This is a genomic window from Parabacteroides hominis (assembly GCF_014287585.1).
Classification (GTDB): Bacteria; Bacteroidota; Bacteroidia; order Bacteroidales; family Tannerellaceae; genus Parabacteroides; species Parabacteroides hominis.
The window spans coordinates 111,163-134,198 of the sequence record NZ_JACOOJ010000006.1; the positions used below are offsets into that span (position 1 = coordinate 111,163).

General features: G+C 47.0%; 20 protein-coding genes. 18 read left to right on the forward strand and 2 right to left on the reverse strand.

Annotation, left to right across the window (positions count from 1 at the left end; all coding sequences use genetic code 11):
• Positions 1-73 precede the first annotated feature (73 nt).
• Entirely contained in the window at positions 74-1,951 is a 1,878-nt protein-coding gene (locus H8S65_RS05270) for a glycoside hydrolase family 127 protein (protein WP_186928966.1), read from the forward strand.
• 315 nt (positions 1,952-2,266) lie between these two features.
• On the forward strand, positions 2,267-4,576 hold the full coding sequence (locus H8S65_RS05275; protein WP_186928967.1) for an ATP-dependent helicase: 2,310 nt from the start codon (positions 2,267-2,269) through the stop codon (positions 4,574-4,576).
• A 298-nt stretch (positions 4,577-4,874) separates the two neighbouring features.
• Here the strand turns inward: H8S65_RS05275 and H8S65_RS05280 are convergent, their stop codons facing one another.
• On the reverse strand, positions 4,875-6,194 hold the full coding sequence (locus tag H8S65_RS05280) for a M56 family metallopeptidase (RefSeq protein WP_186928968.1): 1,320 nt from the start codon (positions 6,192-6,194) through the stop codon (positions 4,875-4,877).
• A gap of 20 nt (positions 6,195-6,214) precedes the next feature.
• Positions 6,215-6,574: a BlaI/MecI/CopY family transcriptional regulator gene (locus tag H8S65_RS05285; RefSeq protein WP_186928969.1), complete on the reverse strand. Its 360-nt coding sequence runs from the start codon at positions 6,572-6,574 to the stop codon at positions 6,215-6,217.
• A 463-nt stretch (positions 6,575-7,037) separates the two neighbouring features.
• On the opposite strand from H8S65_RS05285, the gene nspC reads away from it, so the two are divergent.
• The 16 genes from nspC to H8S65_RS05365 all read left to right on the forward strand — a co-directional run bounded on the left by nspC (position 7,038) and on the right by H8S65_RS05365 (position 23,030).
• Complete coding sequence (nspC, locus tag H8S65_RS05290; protein WP_186928970.1) at positions 7,038-8,177, forward strand: carboxynorspermidine decarboxylase; 1,140 nt, start codon at positions 7,038-7,040, stop codon at positions 8,175-8,177.
• 96 nt (positions 8,178-8,273) lie between these two features.
• Positions 8,274-9,227, forward strand: coding sequence for a signal recognition particle-docking protein FtsY (gene ftsY, locus H8S65_RS05295; RefSeq protein WP_186928971.1), 954 nt, complete (start codon positions 8,274-8,276; stop codon positions 9,225-9,227).
• 19 nt (positions 9,228-9,246) lie between these two features.
• Complete coding sequence (gene rimO / locus H8S65_RS05300) at positions 9,247-10,542, forward strand: 30S ribosomal protein S12 methylthiotransferase RimO (RefSeq protein WP_186928972.1); 1,296 nt, start codon at positions 9,247-9,249, stop codon at positions 10,540-10,542.
• Between the two features lie 83 nt (positions 10,543-10,625).
• The gene (locus tag H8S65_RS05305) at positions 10,626-10,916 is read left to right on the forward strand and encodes an HU family DNA-binding protein (RefSeq protein WP_186928973.1); all 291 of its coding nucleotides are present in this window, start codon (positions 10,626-10,628) and stop codon (positions 10,914-10,916) included.
• Entirely contained in the window at positions 10,909-12,123 is a 1,215-nt protein-coding gene (locus H8S65_RS05310) for an HU family DNA-binding protein (RefSeq protein WP_186928974.1), read from the forward strand. Before H8S65_RS05305 ends, H8S65_RS05310 begins: the two co-directional genes overlap by 8 nt.
• Positions 12,124-12,279: 156 nt before the next feature.
• Positions 12,280-13,275 carry an AAA family ATPase gene (locus H8S65_RS05315; protein ID WP_186928975.1) on the forward strand — a complete coding sequence of 332 codons (996 nt, stop codon included), beginning with the start codon at positions 12,280-12,282 and terminating at the stop codon, positions 13,273-13,275.
• A gap of 104 nt (positions 13,276-13,379) precedes the next feature.
• The gene (locus tag H8S65_RS05320) at positions 13,380-14,249 is read left to right on the forward strand and encodes a DUF58 domain-containing protein (protein ID WP_186928976.1); all 870 of its coding nucleotides are present in this window, start codon (positions 13,380-13,382) and stop codon (positions 14,247-14,249) included.
• 9 nt (positions 14,250-14,258) lie between these two features.
• Positions 14,259-15,272, forward strand: a complete 1,014-nt coding sequence (locus H8S65_RS05325) for a hypothetical protein (protein WP_186928977.1) — start codon at positions 14,259-14,261, stop codon at positions 15,270-15,272.
• A gap of 1 nt (position 15,273) precedes the next feature.
• The gene (locus tag H8S65_RS05330; protein WP_186928978.1) at positions 15,274-16,260 is read left to right on the forward strand and encodes a vWA domain-containing protein; all 987 of its coding nucleotides are present in this window, start codon (positions 15,274-15,276) and stop codon (positions 16,258-16,260) included.
• 13 nt (positions 16,261-16,273) lie between these two features.
• A complete protein-coding gene (locus H8S65_RS05335; protein WP_186928979.1) occupies positions 16,274-17,293 on the forward strand; it encodes a VWA domain-containing protein in 1,020 nt (339 codons plus the stop codon).
• Positions 17,294-17,306: 13 nt separating this feature from the next.
• Entirely contained in the window at positions 17,307-18,059 is a 753-nt protein-coding gene (locus H8S65_RS05340) for a tetratricopeptide repeat protein (RefSeq protein WP_186929024.1), read from the forward strand.
• Between the two features lie 49 nt (positions 18,060-18,108).
• Positions 18,109-19,920 carry a BatD family protein gene (locus H8S65_RS05345; RefSeq protein ID WP_186928980.1) on the forward strand — a complete coding sequence of 604 codons (1,812 nt, stop codon included), beginning with the start codon at positions 18,109-18,111 and terminating at the stop codon, positions 19,918-19,920.
• Positions 19,921-19,924: 4 nt separating this feature from the next.
• Entirely contained in the window at positions 19,925-20,692 is a 768-nt protein-coding gene (locus tag H8S65_RS05350; RefSeq protein WP_186928981.1) for a tetratricopeptide repeat protein, read from the forward strand.
• Between the two features lie 24 nt (positions 20,693-20,716).
• The gene (locus tag H8S65_RS05355; RefSeq protein WP_186928982.1) at positions 20,717-21,409 is read left to right on the forward strand and encodes a phosphatase PAP2 family protein; all 693 of its coding nucleotides are present in this window, start codon (positions 20,717-20,719) and stop codon (positions 21,407-21,409) included.
• A 114-nt stretch (positions 21,410-21,523) separates the two neighbouring features.
• Positions 21,524-21,799, forward strand: a complete 276-nt coding sequence (locus tag H8S65_RS05360) for a hypothetical protein (RefSeq protein ID WP_008153583.1) — start codon at positions 21,524-21,526, stop codon at positions 21,797-21,799.
• A gap of 115 nt (positions 21,800-21,914) precedes the next feature.
• On the forward strand, positions 21,915-23,030 hold the full coding sequence (locus H8S65_RS05365; protein ID WP_186928983.1) for a universal stress protein: 1,116 nt from the start codon (positions 21,915-21,917) through the stop codon (positions 23,028-23,030).
• The last annotated feature ends 6 nt before the right edge of the window (positions 23,031-23,036 follow it).

Here is a 23,036-nt window from a genome sequence, read left to right on the forward strand (position 1 = left end):
CTGTCAATTTTATAACACGACATCACGGTTAACTCTCTATTTTTGTTTCTGTAATGCTTAATTTCTTAATATTATGATGATACTGTTCAAGGTGAAAACCTTTTCCTTCTTGTTGGCTTGTGCATGTTCGGCGTCGGGCATGGCGCAGGTAGTCAATAACTCTCCTGTAAAACAGGTGAAAATATCCGGTTATGTAGGGACTCGAATAACTGATTGTATCGAACATCGTGTGAAAGCGCAGGATGTGGATCATCTGGTCGAGCCGTTCCGTCACCAGACGGAGAAGTCGCGTTGGCAAAGCGAGTTCTGGGGGAAATGGATTCAAGGGGCGATCGCTTCTTATCGTTATAACCAGGACCCGGAACTCTACCGGATCATAAAGGATGCAGCCGAATCTCTTATGGCGACGCAGTCGGCAAACGGATATATCGGAAATTATGCGCCGGAATACCAATTGCAGCAGTGGGATGTCTGGGGACGTAAATATACCTCGCTGGGTCTGATTGCCTGGTACGATTTGTCGGGAGATAAGAAAGCGTTGGAAGCTGCCTGCAAAGTTGTCGATCATTTGATGACGCAGGTCGGCCCCGGAAAGGTGGATATCGTCTCGACGGGCAATTATATCGGTATGCCGAGCTCGTCTGTCCTCGAACCTGTCATGTATCTGTATAACCGGACGAAAGAGGCGCGCTATCTCGACTTTGCCAAATATATTGTCGGACAGTGGGAGACACCCGGCGGCCCGCAGTTGATCAGCAAAGCGATTGACGAAGTGCCCGTAGCCAACCGTTTCCCGCATCCGAAAACCTGGTTTTCAAGGGAGAACGGGCAGAAAGCCTATGAAATGATGTCTTGCTACGAAGGCTTGCTCGAACTGTATAAGGTGACGGGCAATCCGCTTTATCTCTCCGTCGTCGAAAAGACGGTCGGGCATATCGTACGCGAAGAGATCAATGTGGCCGGATCGGGCAGCGCATTCGAATGCTGGTATGGCGGGAAGGAACGGCAGACACAGCCTACTTACCATACGATGGAGACTTGCGTGACCTTTACCTGGATGCAACTTTGCAACCGCCTGTTGCAGATGACGGGCAACTCCCTGTATGCCGATTATATGGAGACTGCTATCTATAATGCTTTGATGGCTTCTTTGAAAGCGGATGCTTCGCAGATAGCCAAATATAGCCCGCTGGAAGGCTGGCGTCATGAAGGGGAGGAGCAATGCGGCATGCACATCAACTGTTGCAATGCGAACGGTCCGCGTGCTTTTGCCATGATCCCTCAATTCGCCTATCAGGTTCAGGACGATTGTGTCCGGGTGAATTTCTATGCTCCTTCGGAGGCGGAGTTGGTATTGCCGGGCAAGAAACCGGTCCGGTTGAAGCAGACGACCGATTATCCGCGAACGGACCAGATCGAGATAGAGGTCGATCCGGCTAAAGAGGCGGCTTTCACTATTGCCTTGCGTATTCCGGCATGGAGCAAGATTGCAACGGTTTCCGTGAATGGAAGTCCGGAGAGCGGTGTCCTGCAAGGAGCTTATTTACCGGTAAGCCGTAAGTGGAAGAAGGGCGACCGGATCACTGTCAAGCTCGATTTGCGTGCCCGCTTGGTGGAAAGGAACCAGGCACAGGCCATTGTGCGCGGTCCGCTTGTATTGGCTCGCGACAGTCGTTTTGGGGATGGTTTTGTCGATGAAGCGTCTGTTATCGTAAGCAAAGACGGGTATGTGGAACTGACTCCTGTGGAGGCTCCCGATTTTGCATGGCTGGCTTTTACCGCTCCGATGGTGTTAGGTACGGATTTAGAAAGCAACCGGGTCCCGAAGCAGATCCATTTCTGCGATTTTGCCTCTGCCGGGAATACCTGGGATAAGACGCAGCGTTACCGGGTGTGGTTGCCGAAGACATTGAATGTGATGCATTCGCCTTATAAGCCGTATAACCAATAGGTAGATATTGCATATTGACAAATGTGAAGGAGCTGTGTCAAAATCCACGATCCTGTCATCTCGGATCGTGGATTTTGACACAGCTCCTTTAGGGTTATTGTATAATGTTGTTTTTTTAACAACAAGGCACATCCTTTGTGAATTGCTGCAAATTCCGGTGATTTATGGAGGAAAAAGGCCTTCCTGCCAGGAGGTGCGCAGTTTATAGCCACAAAGACGGTCGCCATCCCCGTGAGATGCCGAGGTCATGCACAACGAAGACGGTCGGAAGGTAAATAAAAATTCGTACCTTTGTGCCCTAAAAATACAAGATACGTGGAAGAATATCTGAAACAATTGAATGAAAGTCAGCGCGAAGCGGTTGTCTATACCGACGGACCTTCGCTTGTGGTAGCCGGAGCCGGATCGGGAAAGACACGTGTGCTGACCTACAAGATAGCTTATCTTTTGCAACAAGGGTTGCCTCCCCAAAGCATTCTGGCACTTACTTTTACCAATAAGGCGGCACGCGAGATGAAAGAGCGTGTAGCCTCCCTGACGGATGAACAGACGGCACGACGGCTATGGATGGGGACGTTCCATTCCATCTTCTCCCGCATTCTCCGCTATGAGGCGGAGCGTATCGGTTATCCTTCCAATTTCACTATTTACGATGCGACCGATTCCAAAAGCCTGCTCCGTTCCATTATGAAGGAGATGCAGCTCGACGACAAGGTGTACCGGCCGGGAATGATACAGAGCCGTATCTCGAATGCAAAAAATGCGCTTGTCACCTATAAGGCCTACGAGCAGAACAAGGAGCTGGTGCAACATGATATAGATTCGAAAGTTCCTTTGCTGCGTGAGATTTATAAGCGGTATCAGAACCGTTGCATGCAAGCGGGAGCAATGGATTTCGACGATTTGCTGCTGCAAACGAATATCCTGTTCCGCGACCATCCGGACGTATTAGAGAAGTACAGGAGCTTTTTTCAGTTTGTGTTGGTGGACGAGTACCAGGACACGAACTTTGCCCAACATCTGATCGTGCAACGCTTGTGCGAAGTGCATCGCCGCATCTGCGTGGTGGGGGATGATGCGCAGAGCATCTATTCGTTCCGTGGAGCCAATATCGATAATATCCTGCAATTCAAGAACCAGTATCCGGGTTGCCGCATTTTCAAACTGGAACGGAATTACCGTTCGACGCAGAATATCGTAAACGCGGCAAACAGCTTGATCCATAAGAATACGAAACAGATACAGAAAACTGTTTATTCGGAAAAGGAAGAGGGTAACAAGGTGTCCATTTGTTCATCCTATTCCGATTATGAAGAGGGATATGCCGTTGCCGGCAAGATTAACGATATGCGGATGCGGAATTACGATTATGCTGATTTTGCCATCCTGTACCGGACCAACGCCCAGTCACGCATCTTGGAAGAAGCCCTGCGCAAACGGGGGATTCCTTACAAGATATACGGAGGCTTGTCTTTCTATCAGCGTAAGGAAGTAAAGGATGTCATCTCGTACCTTCGCCTGATCATCAACCCGCATGACGAGGAGGCTTTCAAACGTGTGATAAACTATCCGGCTCGCGGAATAGGCGATACCACCCTGAACAAGCTGATTGCAGCCGCGACCGAGCATAACGTCAGCTTGTGGACCGTACTGGACGATCCGATCGGTTATGCCTTGCAGATAAATAATGGTACGGCAAAGAAGCTAAGCGATTTCCGGGAACTTATCTCCGGCTTTATCCAACGGAATGTTAAACTCTCTGCCGAAGAAATCGCCTCTGCGGTGGTGAAGGAAAGCGGTATTGTCAGTACTTTGTTTCAAGACCGCTCGGTGGAAGGAATCAGCAAGCAGGAAAACTTGCAGGAGTTATTGAAAGGTATTGCCGAGTTTTGTGAGATACGCCGCGAGGAAGGGGCGGAGCACGTCTCGCTTGCAGACTTCCTGTCTGAAGTATCGCTGTTGACAGACCAGGATAACGATAAGGAAGAACAGGCAAACAAGGTGACGATGATGACGGTGCATGCAGCCAAAGGCTTGGAGTTTCGGAATGTTTTCGTTGTCGGGCTGGAAGAGGACCTGTTTCCCTCCGCCATGTCGAAAGACAATCCGAGGGCGGTGGAGGAAGAACGCCGCCTCTTCTACGTCGCCATTACCCGTGCGGAAGAAAACTGTGTGCTGACATACGCCAAAAGCCGTTATCGGAATGGCCAGAGCGCCATGTGTTCGCCCAGCCGTTTCTTAAAGGATATCGATACCCAATATATTTATAAGACGAAAGATGCCATTGCTGACGGTTTATTAACCGTCACTCGTCGTCCATCGGCTTTTTCTTCCTCCTTCCAACAACCGAAAGCTGTGGAAGAAGATACTTATGTTTCTCCGGTCGCTCAGGCTGCCGGGCGTCTGACACGGATGGAAACGGCTTCTTCGTCTCCGTCTTCTGCTCCGGCATCCGATCTGTCGGGCTTGTATGTAGGAGCTAAAGTCCGGCATGACCGCTTTGGAGAAGGAGAAGTGACTGCCATTGAAGGCGATGGTGGCAATGCTAAAGCAACTGTTTCATTTGCTCATTTCGGTCAAAAACAACTGCTTTTGAAGTTTGCACGCTTGACAATTGTTGAATAAATCGGCTGAATCAATTGATATTCCGGGATGAATCCCTTATCTTTGAGGCATTAACGAATAAGTCATAAGTTATGAATGCAGCAATATTTACATTCGGATTTTTATCTGTTGCGACAGTCGGTTTTTATATTTTCCTGCATACTCCGGCAGGTAAACGTTGGCTTGATAATTTATAAAAAAAATATCTCCCTCTCTGAGAGGAGCGTGGGGCATGTGATCTTCGTTTATCGCCTGGCAGCATTTTTGAAGATTACGTGCCTTTTTTTGTGTCCTGCTCAAAAAGGGAAATACTGTCAGGCTACTGCAACCGGTAAGTTAACGGGACGGTATATTGCACACGGACAACTTTTCCGTCTTTCATCTTTCCCGGAGTCCATTTGGGCATTGAGTTGATAACCCGTAAAGCTTCTTCGTCCAATGAGGGATATAGGGCCTGTATTACTTTGGCATTTGTAATGCTTCCGTCTTTTTCAACAATAAATGTGACAGTCACTTTTCCCTGCTTTCCCTGTTGCTGGGCTTCTACCGGATATTTTATGCTTTTAGCAAGAAACTGCAATAATGCACTTTGCCCACCTGGAAATTCGGGCATGATATCACACGTTTCATGAATCTTGTCCTTGTCCGGTGGAAGCGGATCGGCAGTCTCCATTTCGAAAACAGTGGTTGCTGCGAGAGAAGCCGGCTGTTGGATTACCTCTGATACCTTTCCATTCAATACACGTGCCATTGCATCGATATTATTGAGCAATAGCAAGCCTGCGGCCATTGGAACCAATGCCAGGTATTTCACTTTTCTGGCGTTGTTCGTTCTTTTTTTGTTTAACATAGTAATTCTCTTTTTAAGTGGTAAGACACTGAAATTGTTATATAAATTTGCAATAGCCTTATTGGGATGTTTCACGCCGATCAAATGGTACTGGTATTCTTTTTTGTCGAATCCGGAAAGCATGACCTGTTCATCTGCAATAAATTCATGATTAATACTGATCTCTTTCTTTAACCACCAGGCAAACGGATTTATCCAGCAGGCAATACAGACGATTTCACTGGCCATCATATCGATCGAATGCCATTGGCGGACGTGTGTCTGTTCATGGATCAAGATGTCATCAAGTCTTTCCCGTTGATTCGGATCGGATGAAATAAAAATCCAGTTGAAGAAAGAGTAGGAGGCTTCCGCTTCCGGCAGGATACAAACTTCGGTGTCGTTTAAAGTGATTTTCTTGCATTTCCTGTATAAACGGAAGACAGTGAACAGCTCCGCCACACATCTGAACAACAGCATACCGGCTCCTGTCAGCCAGATTATTTGCATAACCCTGAGTCCGGTTTCTTTCCAATCTGAGGCGGCTATTTCACTGCCTGCCGCCAGAACCGTTTCTTTAGGTAGCAACCCTGAATAATAGCCGACTATACCCGCTACGCTTGTCTGGGTGGACAACCAACCGCTTAAGTCCGGTAAAGGATAGAGGAATGCGATCAGGTAAATTGACAACAGCACATCCCTGCGTAACCGGAAAAACGTATCGTCACGGAATAGCAGGCGATAACAGATATATAAAAATGCCAACGCCAGATTTACCTTTAGAAAATAGATAAGTATCGGAGTTATCATATCGATATCTTTATAATTGATTATTCTTCTTTTTCGATCTGGTCCATCAGATCCTGCAAATCGCTTTTGGACAATTTGCGGTCACGGACGAAGAAGGAAACCATTTCCTTATAAGAACCTGTAAAATAATTTTGTACGACATTTGACATGAAGGTCCGTTTGTATTCCGCTTCTTTTACACGTGGAGAAAAGAGTGTGATCGTTCCGAATTTCTTCGGGGTGACGTACTTCTTTTTTTCAAGATTCCGGACCACCGATGCCACGCTGGTGTAGGGTGGTTTCGGATCGGGCATTTCGTTCAGTATGTCACGGATGAAACACGATTCTAATTTCCAGATATACAACATGACACTTTCTTCTTGTGCTGTCAGTCTTTCCATTGCTTTGTTGTTTTTGAATTTCAGTTTACTATCTTTTCGCAAATCTACTTTATTTTAGTAGACAAAGATGCGCGTTTTGTGGTAATAATTGTTAATGAAGAAGAAAGAGGCTTTTGGGAAGCCGTTTGCCTTCTTGCCTCCGGTATTGCGGAGGATAAAGAGGGAGAATATCTATTTTTAAATGTTAAAACATACAATAACCCATCTAAAAACAGCTGTTTTGCAATATACTGACAATCAGCGTTATAATATGTGTCAGATTATTAAAAAATATTACCCTTGCGGGAAATTTCATTTTCACGGGTATGAAAATCGATTTTCATGCCTGTGTGTTTCGATTTAGACTAACGGATATTTTGGAAAGAAGTACAATAAGGAGGAAGGAGGCGATAAGCCCTTCTCTTGTTTTTCGCTTTTTATTATGTATCTTTGCCCGACAGAATCAAAGAAAAATACTTACCGGATGATAGACTTCAATATGATACCATCCCCCTGTTATGTGATGGAAGAAGAGTTGCTCCGCCGTAATTTGTCACTGATCAAGAGCGTGAAGGAGAGGGCAGGGATTAATATAATCTTGGCTTTCAAGGCGTTTGCGATGTGGAAAGCGTTCCCGATCGTGCGTGAATATATCCCGTATTCGACAGCAAGTTCGAAGTTTGAAGCCAGGCTGGCTTTTGAAGAGATGGGGAGCCGCGCACATACCTATTCGCCGGCATATACGGAAGCGGATTTCCCGGAGATTTTAAGATACAGCAGCCATGTGACGTTCAACTCGCTCACGCAGTTCGAACGTTTCTATCCGATGGTGCAGGCGGACGGAAACCGGGTATCGTGCGGTCTGCGCATCAATCCTGAATATTCGGATGTCGAAACGGATTTGTATAATCCTTGTGCGCCGGGTTCCCGGATGGGAGTGGTCAGCGACCTTTTGGGCGACAAGTTGCCCGACGGTGTCGAAGGCTTGCATTTTCATACCCTTTGCGAATCGAGCTCGTATGATCTGGAAAAGACGTTGGGAGAAGTGGAAAAACGTTTCGGCCGTTTCCTGCCGCATATCAAATGGTTGAATATGGGAGGCGGACACCTGATGACACGAAAAGGCTATGACACGGAGCATCTGATCGGGCTGTTGCAGTCGTTCAAAGCCAAATATCCCAACCTTGAAATTATTATGGAGCCGGGAAGCGCATTTGCGTGGCAAACCGGATTCCTGTTGACGACGGTGGTGGATATCGTGGAGAATCATGGCATCAAGACCGCGATTATAGATGCCTCTTTCACTTGCCATATGCCGGATTGCCTGGAAATGCCCTATAAACCGGTGATTCGCGGGGCTATAGAGCCGGAGGAAGGGAAGCCGGCCTATCGTATCGGAGGAAACAGTTGCCTGAGCGGTGACTATATGGGCGACTGGTCTTTCGAGCAACCCTTGAAAGTGGGGGATAAATTGATATTCGAAGATATGATCCATTATACCGTTGTCAAAACGACCATGTTCAACGGGATCCCGCATCCCTCCCTGGCTTTGTGGAGCAAGGAGGATCGACTCGTGATGTACAGGGAGTTCGGTTACGAAGACTACAAGGCGAGAATGGACTGAGAAATTGAAAATTGAGAATTGAGAATTGAAAATTGTCAATTATTTAGTAATTTAGCGCACTCATTCAGAAAAGAAATAAATTAAGCAGTATAAAATATGGGTATTTTTAGCTTTTTCAGTAAGGAAAAAAAGGAAACTCTGGACAAAGGGTTATCTAAGACAAAAGAAAATGTATTTTCTAAGATTACCAGAGCCATTGCCGGCAAGAGCAAGGTGGATGACGAAGTCTTGGACAATCTGGAAGAAGTGCTGATCACTTCCGATGTCGGAGTAGATACTACGCTGAAAATCATTTCCCGTATCGAAGACCGCGTAGCCAGAGACAAATACGTGACAACCGCTGAGTTGACGGCGATCCTGCGTGAAGAGATTGCCTCCCTGCTTACGGAGAACCATACGGAAGATCTGGAGTCGTTTACGGTTCCGGAAGACAAGAAGCCGTATGTCATCATGGTCGTAGGCGTGAACGGGGTAGGCAAGACGACCACGATCGGCAAATTGGCTTATCAGTTCAAGAAAGCCGGTAAGAATGTGTGTCTGGGAGCTGCCGATACCTTCCGTGCCGCAGCCGTAGAGCAGCTGGTGATTTGGAGTGAACGGGTAGGAGTGCCTATCGTGAAGCAGAAGATGGGTTCTGACCCTGCTTCGGTAGCATTCGACACGTTGAGTTCGGCAAAGGCGAACGGGGCGGATGTGGTTATCATCGATACCGCCGGACGCCTGCACAACAAGATCAATCTGATGAACGAACTGACCAAGATCAAGAATGTGATGAAGAAAGTAGTTCCCGATGCACCGCACGAAGTATTGTTGGTATTGGACGGCTCTACCGGACAAAATGCGTTTGAACAAGCCAAGCAGTTTACAGCCGCAACCGAGGTAAATGCATTGGCGGTTACCAAACTGGACGGTACGGCTAAGGGCGGCGTCGTGATCGGTATCTCGGACCATTTCCGCATCCCTGTCAAGTACATCGGCTTGGGTGAAGGCATGGAGGACCTCCAGGTATTCAACAAAAAAGAATTTGTAAACTCCCTCTTCGGAGAATAAAAGGGAGTTTGTACCATATATGAGAAAAAATAAAGTAGACATTATAACGTTAGGGTGCTCGAAGAACCTGGTGGATTCGGAACAGCTTATGCGCCAGTTCGTGGCAAACGGATATGCCGTCGAACACGATCCTCACAAGATTAACGGTGAAATCGTCGTTGTGAATACATGCGGTTTTATCGGTGATGCCCAGGAAGAGTCGATTAATATGATACTCGATCTGGGAGAAGCCAAGAAGAAAGGGAAGATCGGCAAACTCTTTGTCATGGGATGCCTTTCCGAACGGTTCCTGAAAGACCTGGAAAACGAATTGCCGGAAGTCGATCGTTTCTACGGAAAGTTTAACTGGAAAGAGTTGCTGAACGATTTAGGCAAATCCTACCACCGGGAACTGGCTGCCGACCGTGTTTTGACGACTCCCCGGCATTACGCATACCTGAAGATCGCCGAAGGATGCGACCGTACCTGTTCGTACTGCGCTATTCCGATCAGCACGGGGCATTACCAGTCTGTTCCGATGGAGGAAATCGAGAAGGAAGTCCGACTGTTGGTGGAACAGGGAGTAAAAGAGTTTCAGGTGATCGCACAGGATTTGACTTATTACGGCCTGGATTTGTATCGACGCCATGCGTTGCCGGAGTTGGTGGAACGCATCTCCGATATTCCGGGAGTAGAATGGATTCGCTTGCATTATGGCTATCCGTCCCATTTCCCTTATGAGCTGCTCAGGGTTATGCGTGAACGCGATAATGTCTGCAAATACATGGATATCGCCCTTCAGCATATCAGCGACCCGATGTTGAAGAAAATGCGCCGGAACATCACGAAAGAAGAAACATACGCTTTAATACGCCGGATGCGGGAAGAAGTCCCAGGCATTCATCTGCGTACGACTTTGATGGTCGGCCATCCGGGAGAAACCGAACAGGACTTTGAAGAGCTGGTCGAATTCGTAAAGAAAGCCCGTTTCGAACGTATGGGCGCTTTTGCCTACAGCCATGAAGAGGGTACGTATTCTTTTAAACATTATGCCGATGATATCGACCCCGATGTCAAACAAGACCGGTTGGACTATTTGATGCGTATACAGGAAGGCATTTCGGCTGATGTGAACAACTCCAAGATCGGAAAGGAATTCAAGGTGATGATCGATCGTGAAGAAGAAGACTTCTATGTGGGTCGTACGGAATTCGATTCACCGGAGGTCGATCCGGAGATCCTTGTTTCTAAAGAGAAACCGTTGATCCCCGGAAAGTTTTATGACGTACGGATTGACGACGCTCAGGCTTTCGATCTGTATGGAAGTGTACTTTAATTTGATATAAAAACTGCAAAGATATTTGTTGGTTTACAAAAAAATAACTAATATAGCTGCATAATCTATTAATGGATGCGGATATGAAAAATAAGGAACTGGTTACTGAACTTGCCGCCCGTATGGGGTGGACCGCACAGGAAGTTGCTGAAGCGCTTTCTGTCCTGAGTTCCGTAGTCAGTTCTCGTCTGGTAGATAACGATACCATATACCTGCAAGGCTTCGGTCAGTTCGAAGTGAAACAGAAAGCGGAACGGATCTCGGTCAATCCTTCGAACGGCAAACGGTATTTAGTCCCTCCCAAACTTGTCCCGGTGTTTAAACCGGGCACGACCGTCAAGAATAAACTTAAAGAATTAGGTGATCATGAATAACCGGCTGACCATACAGGATTTGGCCGGTTTGTTGGCCGAATATACAGGAAAAGACAAGAATAGCACCGAGCGCTTTTTGAGGGAATTTATAGCGGTCGTGTCGGAAGGTGTCTATACGGATAAGCAGGTAAAGGTCAAAGGTCTCGGAACTTTTAAAATCATTCCGGTAGAGAAGCGCGAAAGCATCCATGTGAATACGGGCGAACGTTTCGTAATCCCGGAACATTATAAATTTTCCTTCCTGCCGGATAAAGAGTTGCGGGAATTAGTCAATAAGCCGTTCTCTTTTTTTGAAACGACCGAACTGGGTGAGAATGTCGATTTTACGGATATGGATGTCATACCCGGCGAACCGGAAGAAAAGGAGGCGGAAGACGAATCGGTTGAAGAGGTTATGCCCGAAGAAAAGCCCCAACCACAAGAAAGGGTGATTCTTGATGAACCTGAAATCCCTGAAGCACCGGAGGTTTTGGAGTCTACTGAAACACCTGAAACCCCTAAAACCCCTGAAACGTTTGAAGATGTTCCTGAAACTTTGGGGATTCTCGGATTTTCGGAAAAGGCATCTGAAACACCTGAAGTCAGCCAGCCTGTACACTCAGCCAAGGAGGAGGACGAAACAGCCCGCTATTCGGGAACAAGCGTAGATATGGGTATGTCCCGGAATAAGCTGAAATTGATTATTTGGGTAGTTGTTGTTTTTCTGGCTTGTTTCGGCATCTGTTTGTCCCTGAATATTTTCTTCTTTTCTAAAAAAGACAGTGAAATGCTTGATTTGAAGAAGAAAGTGGCAGTTTGGGAGAATGGTATTGCCGTAGAAGACTCCGCCTCTTTGATAGAAGATACTGTTGTCACCGAGGATGATGCCATTCTTTTGACGGAGGAGCCTGCAATAGCCCCACATGTCGATATTCCGGATACGGCAGCTAAGCCGGAAGCCGCCGCCTCTCCGAAAGTGATCGCCCGTGTCAAGATCGAGCCGGGAAGCCGCCTGACGCTGATCTCCTTGAAATATTACGGAAGCAAGATCTTTTGGGTCTATCTGTATGAATACAATAAAGCCATCATAAAAGACCCGAACAACGTGCCTATCGGTACAATGATCGAAGTGCCTGCTCCGGAAATGTATGGCATCGACCGTCGTGACCGCTCTTCCGTCGAAAAAGCCGCTGCCCGCCAGACTGAGATTCTGAATGGCAAATTGTAACGAAAACTCTCCCTTTTAAGCAAAATAAAACAAAATAGTTCTGCGGAGGTTAGTATTATTTAACTGCGAAAGTGCAGAATACGAATTTAACATTTCTAATTTTGTGCATCTCAAAAAAGCGAGTAAAAATAATAACAATATAATTGAAGAAAATCTATGAGTCAGACAGTAGACATTCGTGAGTTGAACGAGCGAATTGAAAGTAAAAGTTCGTTTGTGAACATGATTACGATGGGTATGGACCAGGTAATTGTTGGACAGAAACATTTGGTTGAATCATTATTGATCGGTCTGCTTTCAGATGGCCATATTCTGCTGGAAGGTGTTCCGGGATTGGCAAAGACATTGGCCATTAAGACGCTGGCATCATTGATCGATGCGAAATACAGCCGTATTCAGTTTACGCCGGACTTGTTGCCGGCCGACGTGATCGGTACGATGATTTATAGTCAGAAAAGCGAAGAATTCCAAGTTAAACAAGGTCCCGTCTTCGCTAATTTTGTATTGGCGGATGAAATTAACCGTGCACCGGCAAAGGTTCAGAGCGCGCTTCTGGAAGCCATGCAGGAACGCCAGGTGACAATCAGCGAAAATACATACAAGTTGCCGTCCCCTTTTTTAGTAATGGCGACCCAGAACCCGATCGAGCAGGAAGGTACATACCCGCTGCCTGAAGCGCAGGTAGACCGTTTCATGCTGAAGGTCATCATCAATTACCCGAAGAAGGAAGAAGAAAAGCTGATTATCCGCCAGAATATATCAGGAGTAAGACCGGACATCAAACCGATCCTGACCAAAGATGAAATCCTCGAAGCCCGCAAGATCGTACGCGAAGTTTATTTAGACGAAAAGATCGAACGCTATATCGTGGATATCGTATTTGCCACCCGTTTCCCGCAGGAACATGGCTTGGCAAACCTGTCCAACATGATCGCCTTCGGTGCATCTCCGCGTGCATCCATTAACTTGGCATTGGCTGCCCGTGCGTACGCCTTTATCAAACGCAGGGGATATGTGATCCCCGAAGATATCCGTGCCGTATGCCACGACGTGATGCGCCACCGTATCGGCTTGAGCTATGAAGCGGAAGCCAATAACCTGACATCCGAAGAGGTGATCAGCGAAATTCTGAACAAAGTCGAAGTACCCTAAATAGCTGAAAGTTGAGAGTTGAGAGTTGAGAGTTGCGCAAGCGACTCGTTCTTAACTGTCTTCTTAACTTTCAACTTTCAACTGTCAACTTTCAACTGAATAATATGGAAACAAGTGAACTATTAAAGAAGGTCCGACGGATTGAGATAAAGACTCGCGGCTTGTCCCGCAATATTTTTGCAGGGCAATACCATTCGGCGTTCAAAGGACGCGGTATGGCGTTCAGCGAAGTGCGCGAGTATCAATACGGAGACGATATCCGCGATATCGACTGGAACGTGACCGCCCGTTACGTCCGTCCTTACGTGAAGGTGTTCGAAGAAGAACGTGAATTGACGGTGATGTTGCTGATCGACGTGTCGGGAAGTAGGGACTTTGGTTCCGTGAATGTAATGAAGAAAGAAGTCATTACGGAGATCGCAGCGACACTGGCCTTTTCGGCTATCCAGAACAACGATAAGATCGGCGTGGTGTTCTTCTCCGACAAGATAGAAAAGTTTATTCCTCCCCAGAAAGGGAAAAAACATATCTTGTATATCATTCGCGAACTGATCGACTTCCAACCGGATAAAAAACAGACCAATATCGCACAAGCGCTGAAATATCTGACCAATGCAATCAAGAAGCGTTGCACGGCTTTCCTGATCTCCGACTTTATCGACAAGGACGGATTCAAGGATGCCTTGACCATCGCCAACCGCAAGCATGACGTTGTTGCCATCCAGGTCTACGACCGCCGGGAGACGGAACTTCCCGCTGTCGGCTTGATAAAGATCAAAGACGCTGAAAGTGGACAGGAACGCTGGATAGACAGTTCGTCCGCCCATGTGCGTGCCGCCTATAAAGAGTGGTGGGACCGCCGGCAGGCTGCCATGAGCGATTCGTTCAAGAAATGCCGTGTCGATTCGGTCTCCGTCCGTACGGAAGATGATTATGTGAAAGCATTAATTGCTCTTTTTGACAAACGTAATTAAAGCAAACAAATGAAATTAATAAAGAAAAGCATTCTGTTACTTGCCCTTGCCGGAGCATTCCTGTCCGGTGGGAAAGCGTATGCGCAGCAGACTCTTGTTGACGTTCGTGTCGACTCTGCCGCCATACTGATCGGAGAGCAGACTGTTTTACATTTGACGGTAACGACAGACAAAGATAAAGCTGTCCAACTGGTGATTCCGCGCGACACGTTGATGGCAGGAGTGGAGGTGCTCGAAATACCGAAGGCAGATTCTACCCTGATCGAAAACGACCGTTTGCTGATCAAGCAGGACTTGCTGGTGACATCTTTCGACTCGTCTCTTTACCTGCTGCCTCCATTCATGGTGATCGACGGGGCGGATACCGTTTACTCCAACCAAGTGGCCTTGAAGGTGTCGACAGTTCCTGTCAATACAGACAAGCCGGAGGAGTTTTACGATATCAAGAGCGTCTGGAAGCCGCCTTTTGTATTGGCCGATTACTATCCCTGGATATTCGGCGTGCTGCTGACTCTGTTCCTGATCTGTGTGGTTGCCTACGTGATCAAACGTATGCGTAACCGCCAGTCCATCATACCGTTCAAAAAGCCGGAACCGAAACTTCCGCCTCACGAACAGGCGATCAAGGAACTCGACGAGATCAAGCAGCAGAAACTCTGGCAACAGGGTCGCAGCAAGGAGTATTATACATTGATTACGGATACGTTGCGCCGCTATATCGTGGATCGTTTCGGCATCAATGCGATGGAAATGACTTCCGGCGAGATACTCGACATCATTCGCAAGCAGCAGGAGGCGACTTCTGTTTATGAAAGCCTGAAACAGATCATGCAACTGGCCGATTTCGTGAAGTTCGCTAAGATGAATCCGCTGCCCGATGAAAACGATTTGAGTTTGATGAACGCTTACCTGTTCATCAACCAGACGAAGATCGAAGAGATTCCTGTTCCCGGAGAAGATGGAAAGGGTGAAGGCGAAGAAAAGCCTGTAGAAAAGAATGATTCAAATATAAGTAAAGAATAAGATGATATTTGCAAATCCTACATATCTGTATTTGTTATTGTTGCTGATCCCGATGATCGGATGGTACGTCTACAAACTGAGCAAGAATCAGGCAAGTTTGCAGGTATCGTCTACGGAGGGTTTCGATGCTCCGGGGGCAAGCTCCTGGAAAGTCTGGCTCCGGCACGTCCCCTTCATCTTGCGTATGGCGGCGGTAGCTGTCCTGATCGTGATATTGGCGCGTCCGCAGTCGACTAATAGTTGGCAGAATTCTTCGACGGAAGGTATCGACATTGTGTTAGCAATGGATATCTCGACCAGTATGATGGCGCAGGACCTGAAGCCGAACCGCCTGGAGGCATCCAAAGACGTGGCGTCCGCCTTCATCAACGGCCGTCCGAACGATAATATCGGTTTGGTCGTATTCGCGGCGGAGAGTTTCACGCAATGCCCGTTGACAACCGACCATACGGTTCTGCTGAACCTCTTCAAGGATGTCCAGCCGGGTATTATCCAGGATGGGACGGCGATCGGCCTGGGGTTGGCGAATGCAGTCAGCCGTATCAAGGACAGCCAGGCCAAGTCGAAGGTGATTATCCTGTTGACGGACGGTGTGAACAACCAGGGCGAGATCGCTCCGGTGACGGCCGCCGAGATTGCGAAGACGTTCGGGGTCCGTGTTTATACGATCGGTGTCGGGACGCAGGGCAAGGCGCCTTATCCGTTCCAGACAGCCTTCGGTGTCCAGTATATGGATGTCGACGTGGAGATCGACGAGCCGACTCTGAAACAGATTGCTGCTACGACCGGCGGACAGTATTTCCGTGCGACGGATAATGCCAGCCTGAAGGCGATCTATTCGGAAATCGACAAGATGGAGAAGACGAAGATCAGCGTGCAGGAATATAGTAAAAAGCAGGAAGAGTACAAGAATTGGGCGATCCTGTTGTTCTCATTGTTGCTGGTCGAGATATTATTGAGAAATACATTGTTAAGAAATATACCGTAAATATAAAAGGCTTATGTTTCGTTTTGCACATCCGGACTTTTTATACTTGCTCTTCCTGCTTCCCGCTTTGGTTGCGTTCTATGTGTATGCAATCATCCTGAAGAAGAAGGCAATCAAGAAATATGGTAATCCCGAATTGTTGGCAGATTTGATGCCGGAGGTTTCTCCCAAGCGTCAGCATCTGAAGTTTTGGCTGTTGTTCGGAGCCATCGTGATGGTTATCATAGTTATGGCAGGGCCGCAGTTCGGTTCCAAACTGGAGACAGTGAAACGTCAGGGAGTGGAGATCATGGTTTGTCTGGACGTATCCAATTCGATGTTGGCGGAAGATGTTTCGCCCGACCGCCTGTCCAAGGCCAAACAGATGCTATCCAAACTGACTGACGGTTTCTCGAATGATAAAGTCGGGCTGATCGTTTTTGCCGGAGATGCGTTCACGCAGCTTCCGATCACATCCGATTATGTCTCGGCCAAGATGTTCCTGTCCTCCATCAACCCGTCGATGGTTTCCACGCAGGGTACGGCGATCGGTTCAGCCATCAACCTGGCTGTCCGTTCCTTTACGCCGAGCGAGACGTCGGACAAGGCGATTATCCTGATTACCGACGGTGAGAACCACGAAGACGATGCCGTGAAGGCCGCTGCTGCAGCAGCAGAAAAAGGCATTCATGTGAACATTGTCGGCATGGGCGATCCGAAAGGTTCTCCGATCCCCGTAGACGGCAGCAACAATTATATGAAGGACAAGGAAGGAAATGTCGTGATCACGAAACTGAATGAAGAGATGTGCCAGGAGATCGCTGCAGCAGGCCACGGAACGTATGTCCGTGCCGACAACACGAACTCTGCGCTTCGTGCACTTCAGAAGGAGATCGATAAAATGAATAAATCGGAACTGGACAGCAAAGTCTATTCGGAATATGACGAACGTTTCCAGACGTTTGCCTGGATCGCATTGATCCTGCTTTTGGTGGACTTCATGACGCTGGACCGCAAGAACCGTATATTCAGAAAAGTAAAATTATTCTCTTAATGCTATGGACAAGATGAAATGTATGCGAAAATCGATTATATGGATGGCGGCATTCATGTTCTGCAGTGGAGCGGTGTTTGCCCAGAAAGCGGAACGTAAGAATGTGCGGGAGGGGAATAAACTTTATGAGACGGAAAAGTTTACCGAGGCGGAAATCGCCTACCGGAAAAGTTTGGAAGTGAACCCGCGTTCATCCGAAGGAACTTATAACCTGGGGAACGCCCTGTATAAGCAGAAGAAATTCCCTGAAGCTGCCGAGCAGTACCAGCTGATAGCCGGACAGGGGGAGAAGATGGTCGAAACGCCCGAAGGCAAAGCCCGCCTGGCGGAAATTTATCATAATGTCGGAAATATTGGCATGCAGAATAAAGAGTATGCCAAAAGTGTCGAAGCTTACAAACAATCTTTGCGCCTGAACCCGAAAGATGATGAGACACGTTATAATTTGGCTTTGGCACAAAAATTGTTGCAGGATCAGCAGAATCAGCAGAATGAAGATCAAAATCAGGATCAGAACGAAGACAAGAAGGAAGATCAGGATAAACAGGATCAACAGCAGCAGAATCAGGATCAGCAACAACAGCAGGATGATAAGAAGCAGGATAAGACACAGGAACAACAACCGCAGCAGCAAGAGCAGATGAGCAAGGATAACGCCCAGCAGATGTTGGATGCCTTCCTGCAGGATGAAAAAGACACTCAGGAGAAGGTGAAGAAAGCGCAGGCTCAGCAGCAACAGCGCCGTCGCACGGATAAGGAGTGGTAGTTGAAAATTAAGAATTAAGAATTAAGAATTAAAAAATAAGGATTGAGGAATGAGGAAATTAGTTTTCTTATTTGTTCTCTTTGCAACTTTCGGAGTGGTAGCCAGAGCGGCGGATGTGACGTTCAAGGCTTCTGCTCCGGAAGCTGTCGTTATGGGAGAAACTTTCAGATTGTCGTACACGGTGAATGCGGAAGGTAAGGATATACGTGTACCGGAAATACCGGACTTCGAGGTATTGATAGGCCCGTCTACTTCCACAAATATGAGTACCCAGATTATTAACGGTAAAATGACCACCGAAACGTCATTGACGTTTACCTATATCCTCCAACCGAAGAAAGAGGGTACTTTCAACATCGCACCGGCAACAATCAAGGTAAAAGGCGCCAATTACACATCTAACGCATTAGTGATAAAAGTGCTTCCTCCCGATAAGGCGGAAGAGGCAACTAAGGGAGGTTCGACCGGTACTGGAATCAGTAAGGACGATGCCTTTCTGACAATTGATGTTTCTAAACGGAATGTATATGAACAGGAAGGTATTTTGGTTACGTTTAAATTATATGTAAGAAAAGATATCGGAGGTATTGACCAGCCTAAGTTCCCTGAATTTACAGGCTTCCTTGCCCAAGAGGTAGAACTGCCGCAAAATAAGCAGTTGGTGATGGAAAACTATAAGGGAAAGAACTACGGGACTGCTATTATAAAACAAACAGTGCTGTACCCGCAACGCTCAGGGAAGATTACGATCCCTTCCGGGAAACTGGATATTATTTTGCGTGTGCCTGGACCGGCCAGACAAAGAAGCAGTGTATTCGACGATTTCTTCGGTTCGTCGTCTTATATAGATGTAAAGAAAGAATTGACTACTCCTCCTGTAACGATCGATGTTAAACCGTTGCCGTCGGGCAAACCGGCTTCATTCTCCGGTGCGGTAGGTAACTTCACTATGACATCCAGCATCAGTTCCAATAACGTAAAGACAGACGATGCCGTTACTGTGAAGGTGAAAATTTCCGGCAATGGGAACATCAAGCTGGTAAAGAATCCGGAAGTTGTCTTCCCGAACGATTTCGATGTGTACGATCCGAAGGTGGAGGTAGACATCAAGACTACCACAGCAGGTTCTTCCGGTACGAAGACGATCGAATATATGGCAATCCCGCGTTATGCAGGTGATTTCGAAATTCCGGCTATCGCATTCTCTTATTTCGATACGAAGACCGATTCTTATAAGACGATTACATCCGAACCGTACAAGCTACACGTAGAGCAGGGCAAGGGTGGGGGAACGTCTCCTGTCGTTTCTAACTTCAGCAACAAGGAAAGCGTTAAATACTTGGGTAAGGATATCCGCTACCTGAAGGTGAACAACATTCATTTCGTTCCGAATAATGAATTGTTCTTCGGTTCATTCATGTACTATATGTGCTATCTGATCCCGGCAATCCTGTTCATCGTCTTCTTCTTCATCTACCGCAAGCAGGTGAAAGAGAACTCCAACCTGGCATTGGTTCGTACGAAGAAAGCCAATAAGATGGCAGTAAAACGTCTGAAAAATGCCGGCAAGCTGATGAAGGAAAACAAGAAAGAAGAATTCTATGATGAAGTGCTTCGCGCCTTGTGGGGCTACCTGAGTGACAAGCTGAGCATCCCGCAGGCCAACCTGACAAAGGATAATGTTGAAGTAGAATTGTCCAAGTACGGTGTGGACGACGCGTTGATCAAAGAATTTATGGATATCCTGAACACATGCGAGTTTGCCCGCTATGCTCCGGCACAGGCTTCGGATGCGATGGATAAGTTATATGAACTGACAGTAGATGCCATTGGCAAAATGGAAAATACAATTAAAAAGTAACGCGATGAAGATGAATATAAATATGAAAAAGATCGTATTCTTCCTCCTGGCTCAATTCGTCGCCTTAGGAGCATTTGCCCAAGAGGCAGCGATCAAAGAAGCGGAAGCTGCCTATACGAAAGAAGACTATGGCAAGGCTATCGAACTCTACGAAGGGCTTCTGAAAACTCATGGCGAATCGGCTGAGATCTACTATAACTTAGGGAACGCCTATTATAAGGAGAACAAGATTGCTCCGGCCATCCTGAATTACGAACGGGCTTTGCTGCTGGATCCGGGAGACGGGGATATCCGTTTCAACTTGCAGCTGGCACGCCAGAAGTCTGTCGACAAGATCGAGCCGGTGGGCGATTTCTTCCTCCATCGTTGGTTCGACAAGGTCCAGAACATGGGGGCTGCCGATTCATGGGCACAGACCGGTATCGTTTGCTTTATCCTTTTTATCGGCTGCCTGATCCTGTTCTTCTTCTCCAAGTGGATCCATTTGAAAAAGATAGGGTTTTACCTGGGGCTGGTATTCCTGGTATTGGTGATCTTTGCCAATATCTTTGCCGGAAACCAGAAGAGCGAGTTGGTAAACCGGAAGAGTGCGATCGTATTTGCTCCGACGGTCACGGTGAAAAGTTCTCCCGATGCAAGCGGAACCGACTTGTTTATTCTGCATGAAGGAACAAAGGTTTCCATCAAAAGCAAGTTGGGAGACTGGAATGAAATAGAAATGGAAGATGGAAATGTAGGATGGATGCCGAGCAAAGACATTGAAATCATTTAAATATCCGGCACAGAAATCTATCCTATGGTTGAAAAAATACTAATCTACGAACGCGACGCGTTCTTTGCGCTTAACGGCAGTGACTCTGCTTTTCTGGATCGTTTTATGTGGATCTTCACAGGAAAGGCAGTTTGGCTGCCGTTAGCCTTTCTGATCCTGCTGGTCCTGATTTATAAAAAGAACTGGCGCGAATCGTTGCTGATCTTGTTGGCGATCGTATTGGTCGTTACGTTGTGCGACCAGTTTGCTTCCCACATCTGTAAGCCTGTCTTTACCCGTTTCCGTCCGACTCATCATCCTGATTTTATGGATCAGGTGAAAACGGTCTTCGGTTACCGGGGAGGACTTTACGGATTTATCTCCAGCCATGCAGCGAACGCTTTCGGCTTTGCAACTCTTATGGCATTGATAATGCGGGATAAGTTGTTCGGATGGACGATCTTTCTGTGGGCGGCGCTTACCGCTTATACGCGGGTTTATCTCGGAGTCCATTTCATTTCGGATATCGTGCCGGGCGCCATTGCAGGCGTGTTCTTCGGCTACCTGGTTTACAAGCTCTATTCTTTCAGCCGTTCAAAGCTATTGCCTGCGGCAGTGAACAACCATGAACCGTTGTATTCGAAGAAACGGATTCGTCTCATAGTCTATGCCATATATGTGACGATCCTGATTATTGTCATTTTTAATGTACCGCTTGCGGCTTGCCTGCATAAGTGATACATGTCGTAAAGCATATTTATTTACACGGAATAATTTTGTCGCTGTAATTTATAATGACTAAGTTAGTGGCACGAAATTAAACAAAGTATTAACCTTCAAAATAAGGAAGCCATGACAAAAACTATTACATTTAATGAACTTCGCAGACTGAAAGACAGCCTGCCTGACGGAAGTACTCACCGTATTGCTGATGAATTAGGAATCTCTGTAGAGACTGTTCGTAATTATTTCGGTGGGCACAATTTTAAAGATGGCAAAAGTTGTGGAATACATATTGAACCCGGACCTGACGGAGGTTTGGTAGTATTGGACGATACCACAATATTCGAACGTGCTTTGCAGATACTTGCTGAAAACGAAGAAGTATCGGAAGCACAGCAGGCGTAAAGAAATTCATTCTCACAAAGAAATCCCATAGCTGAATATAAAAAGACGCTGTGGGATTTTTTTTTACTCAACATTTAGTAATTTCCGATTGTTTAATCCATAAAAACACACGAGTATGGAAGATAAATTAGTAACGTTAGCGATTCACACGTTCGAGAAAGCTCAGATTCTCAAGACGATGCTTGAAACAGAGGGGATTGAAGTCTACATACATAATGTAAACCAAATCCAACCGGTAGTTTCGGCTGGTGTACGTGTGCGAATTAAAGAAAGCGATCTGCCTCATGCTTTGCGTATCATCGAAGACAGCAAATGGCTCAGCGAAGATGCCGAACAGGAGGAAAAAGCCGGCCCTCAGGAAAAGAAGATATTGATACCGATAGACTTTTCCGACTACTCTATCAAAGCGTGTGAATTGGGGATCAATTATGCCCATAAAGTCGGGGCCGAAGTGATGATCATGCACGCCTATTTCAGTCCCTATTTCCCGTCCGCTATCCCGATGGGCGACACGCTGGCCTATCAGGTGAACGAGGAAGAGACGGCACAGAATGTCCTGAAGCGTGTTCAGATCGACATGGAAAATATCTGTACGTTGATCAACCGTAAGATGCGGTCGGGCGAACTCCCCAAGGTGAAATACAATTATGTCCTGCGCGAAGGTTTGCCGGAAGAAGAGATCATCGCTTACAGCAAGGAATACCATCCGTCGTTGATCGTGATGGGTACTCGTGGAAAGAGCCAGAAAGACATGGATCTGATCGGCAGCGTCACGGGGGAAGTGATCGAGGTGAATAAGGTTCCCGTCCTGGCCATTCCTGAAAACGTGCCGTTTGAAGATTTGAGCGAAGCTAAGAATATTGCTTTTGCCACCTCCTTCAACCAGCGCGACCTGGTGGCTTTCGATGAGTTTATGGAAATCATCAAACCGTACGATGCCCATATCCACCTGTTCAATATTTCGACCAGCAAGGACGAATGGAATGAAATACGCCTGACCGGTGTCAACGAATATTTCAAGAAGCAATATCCGGAGGCCCATATCACCCATACGGTGCTGGCCGATGGCGACCTGCTGTTGGCGATCGAAAAGTTTGTGCGTGACGAGCATATCGACGTGATCGCTCTCAGCACCTATCGCCGGAATATCCTGGCACGCATGTTCAATCCTTCTATTGCCCGTAAGATGCTGTTCCACACCGACACGCCGTTGCTGGTTATGCATGCATAGGAAGGC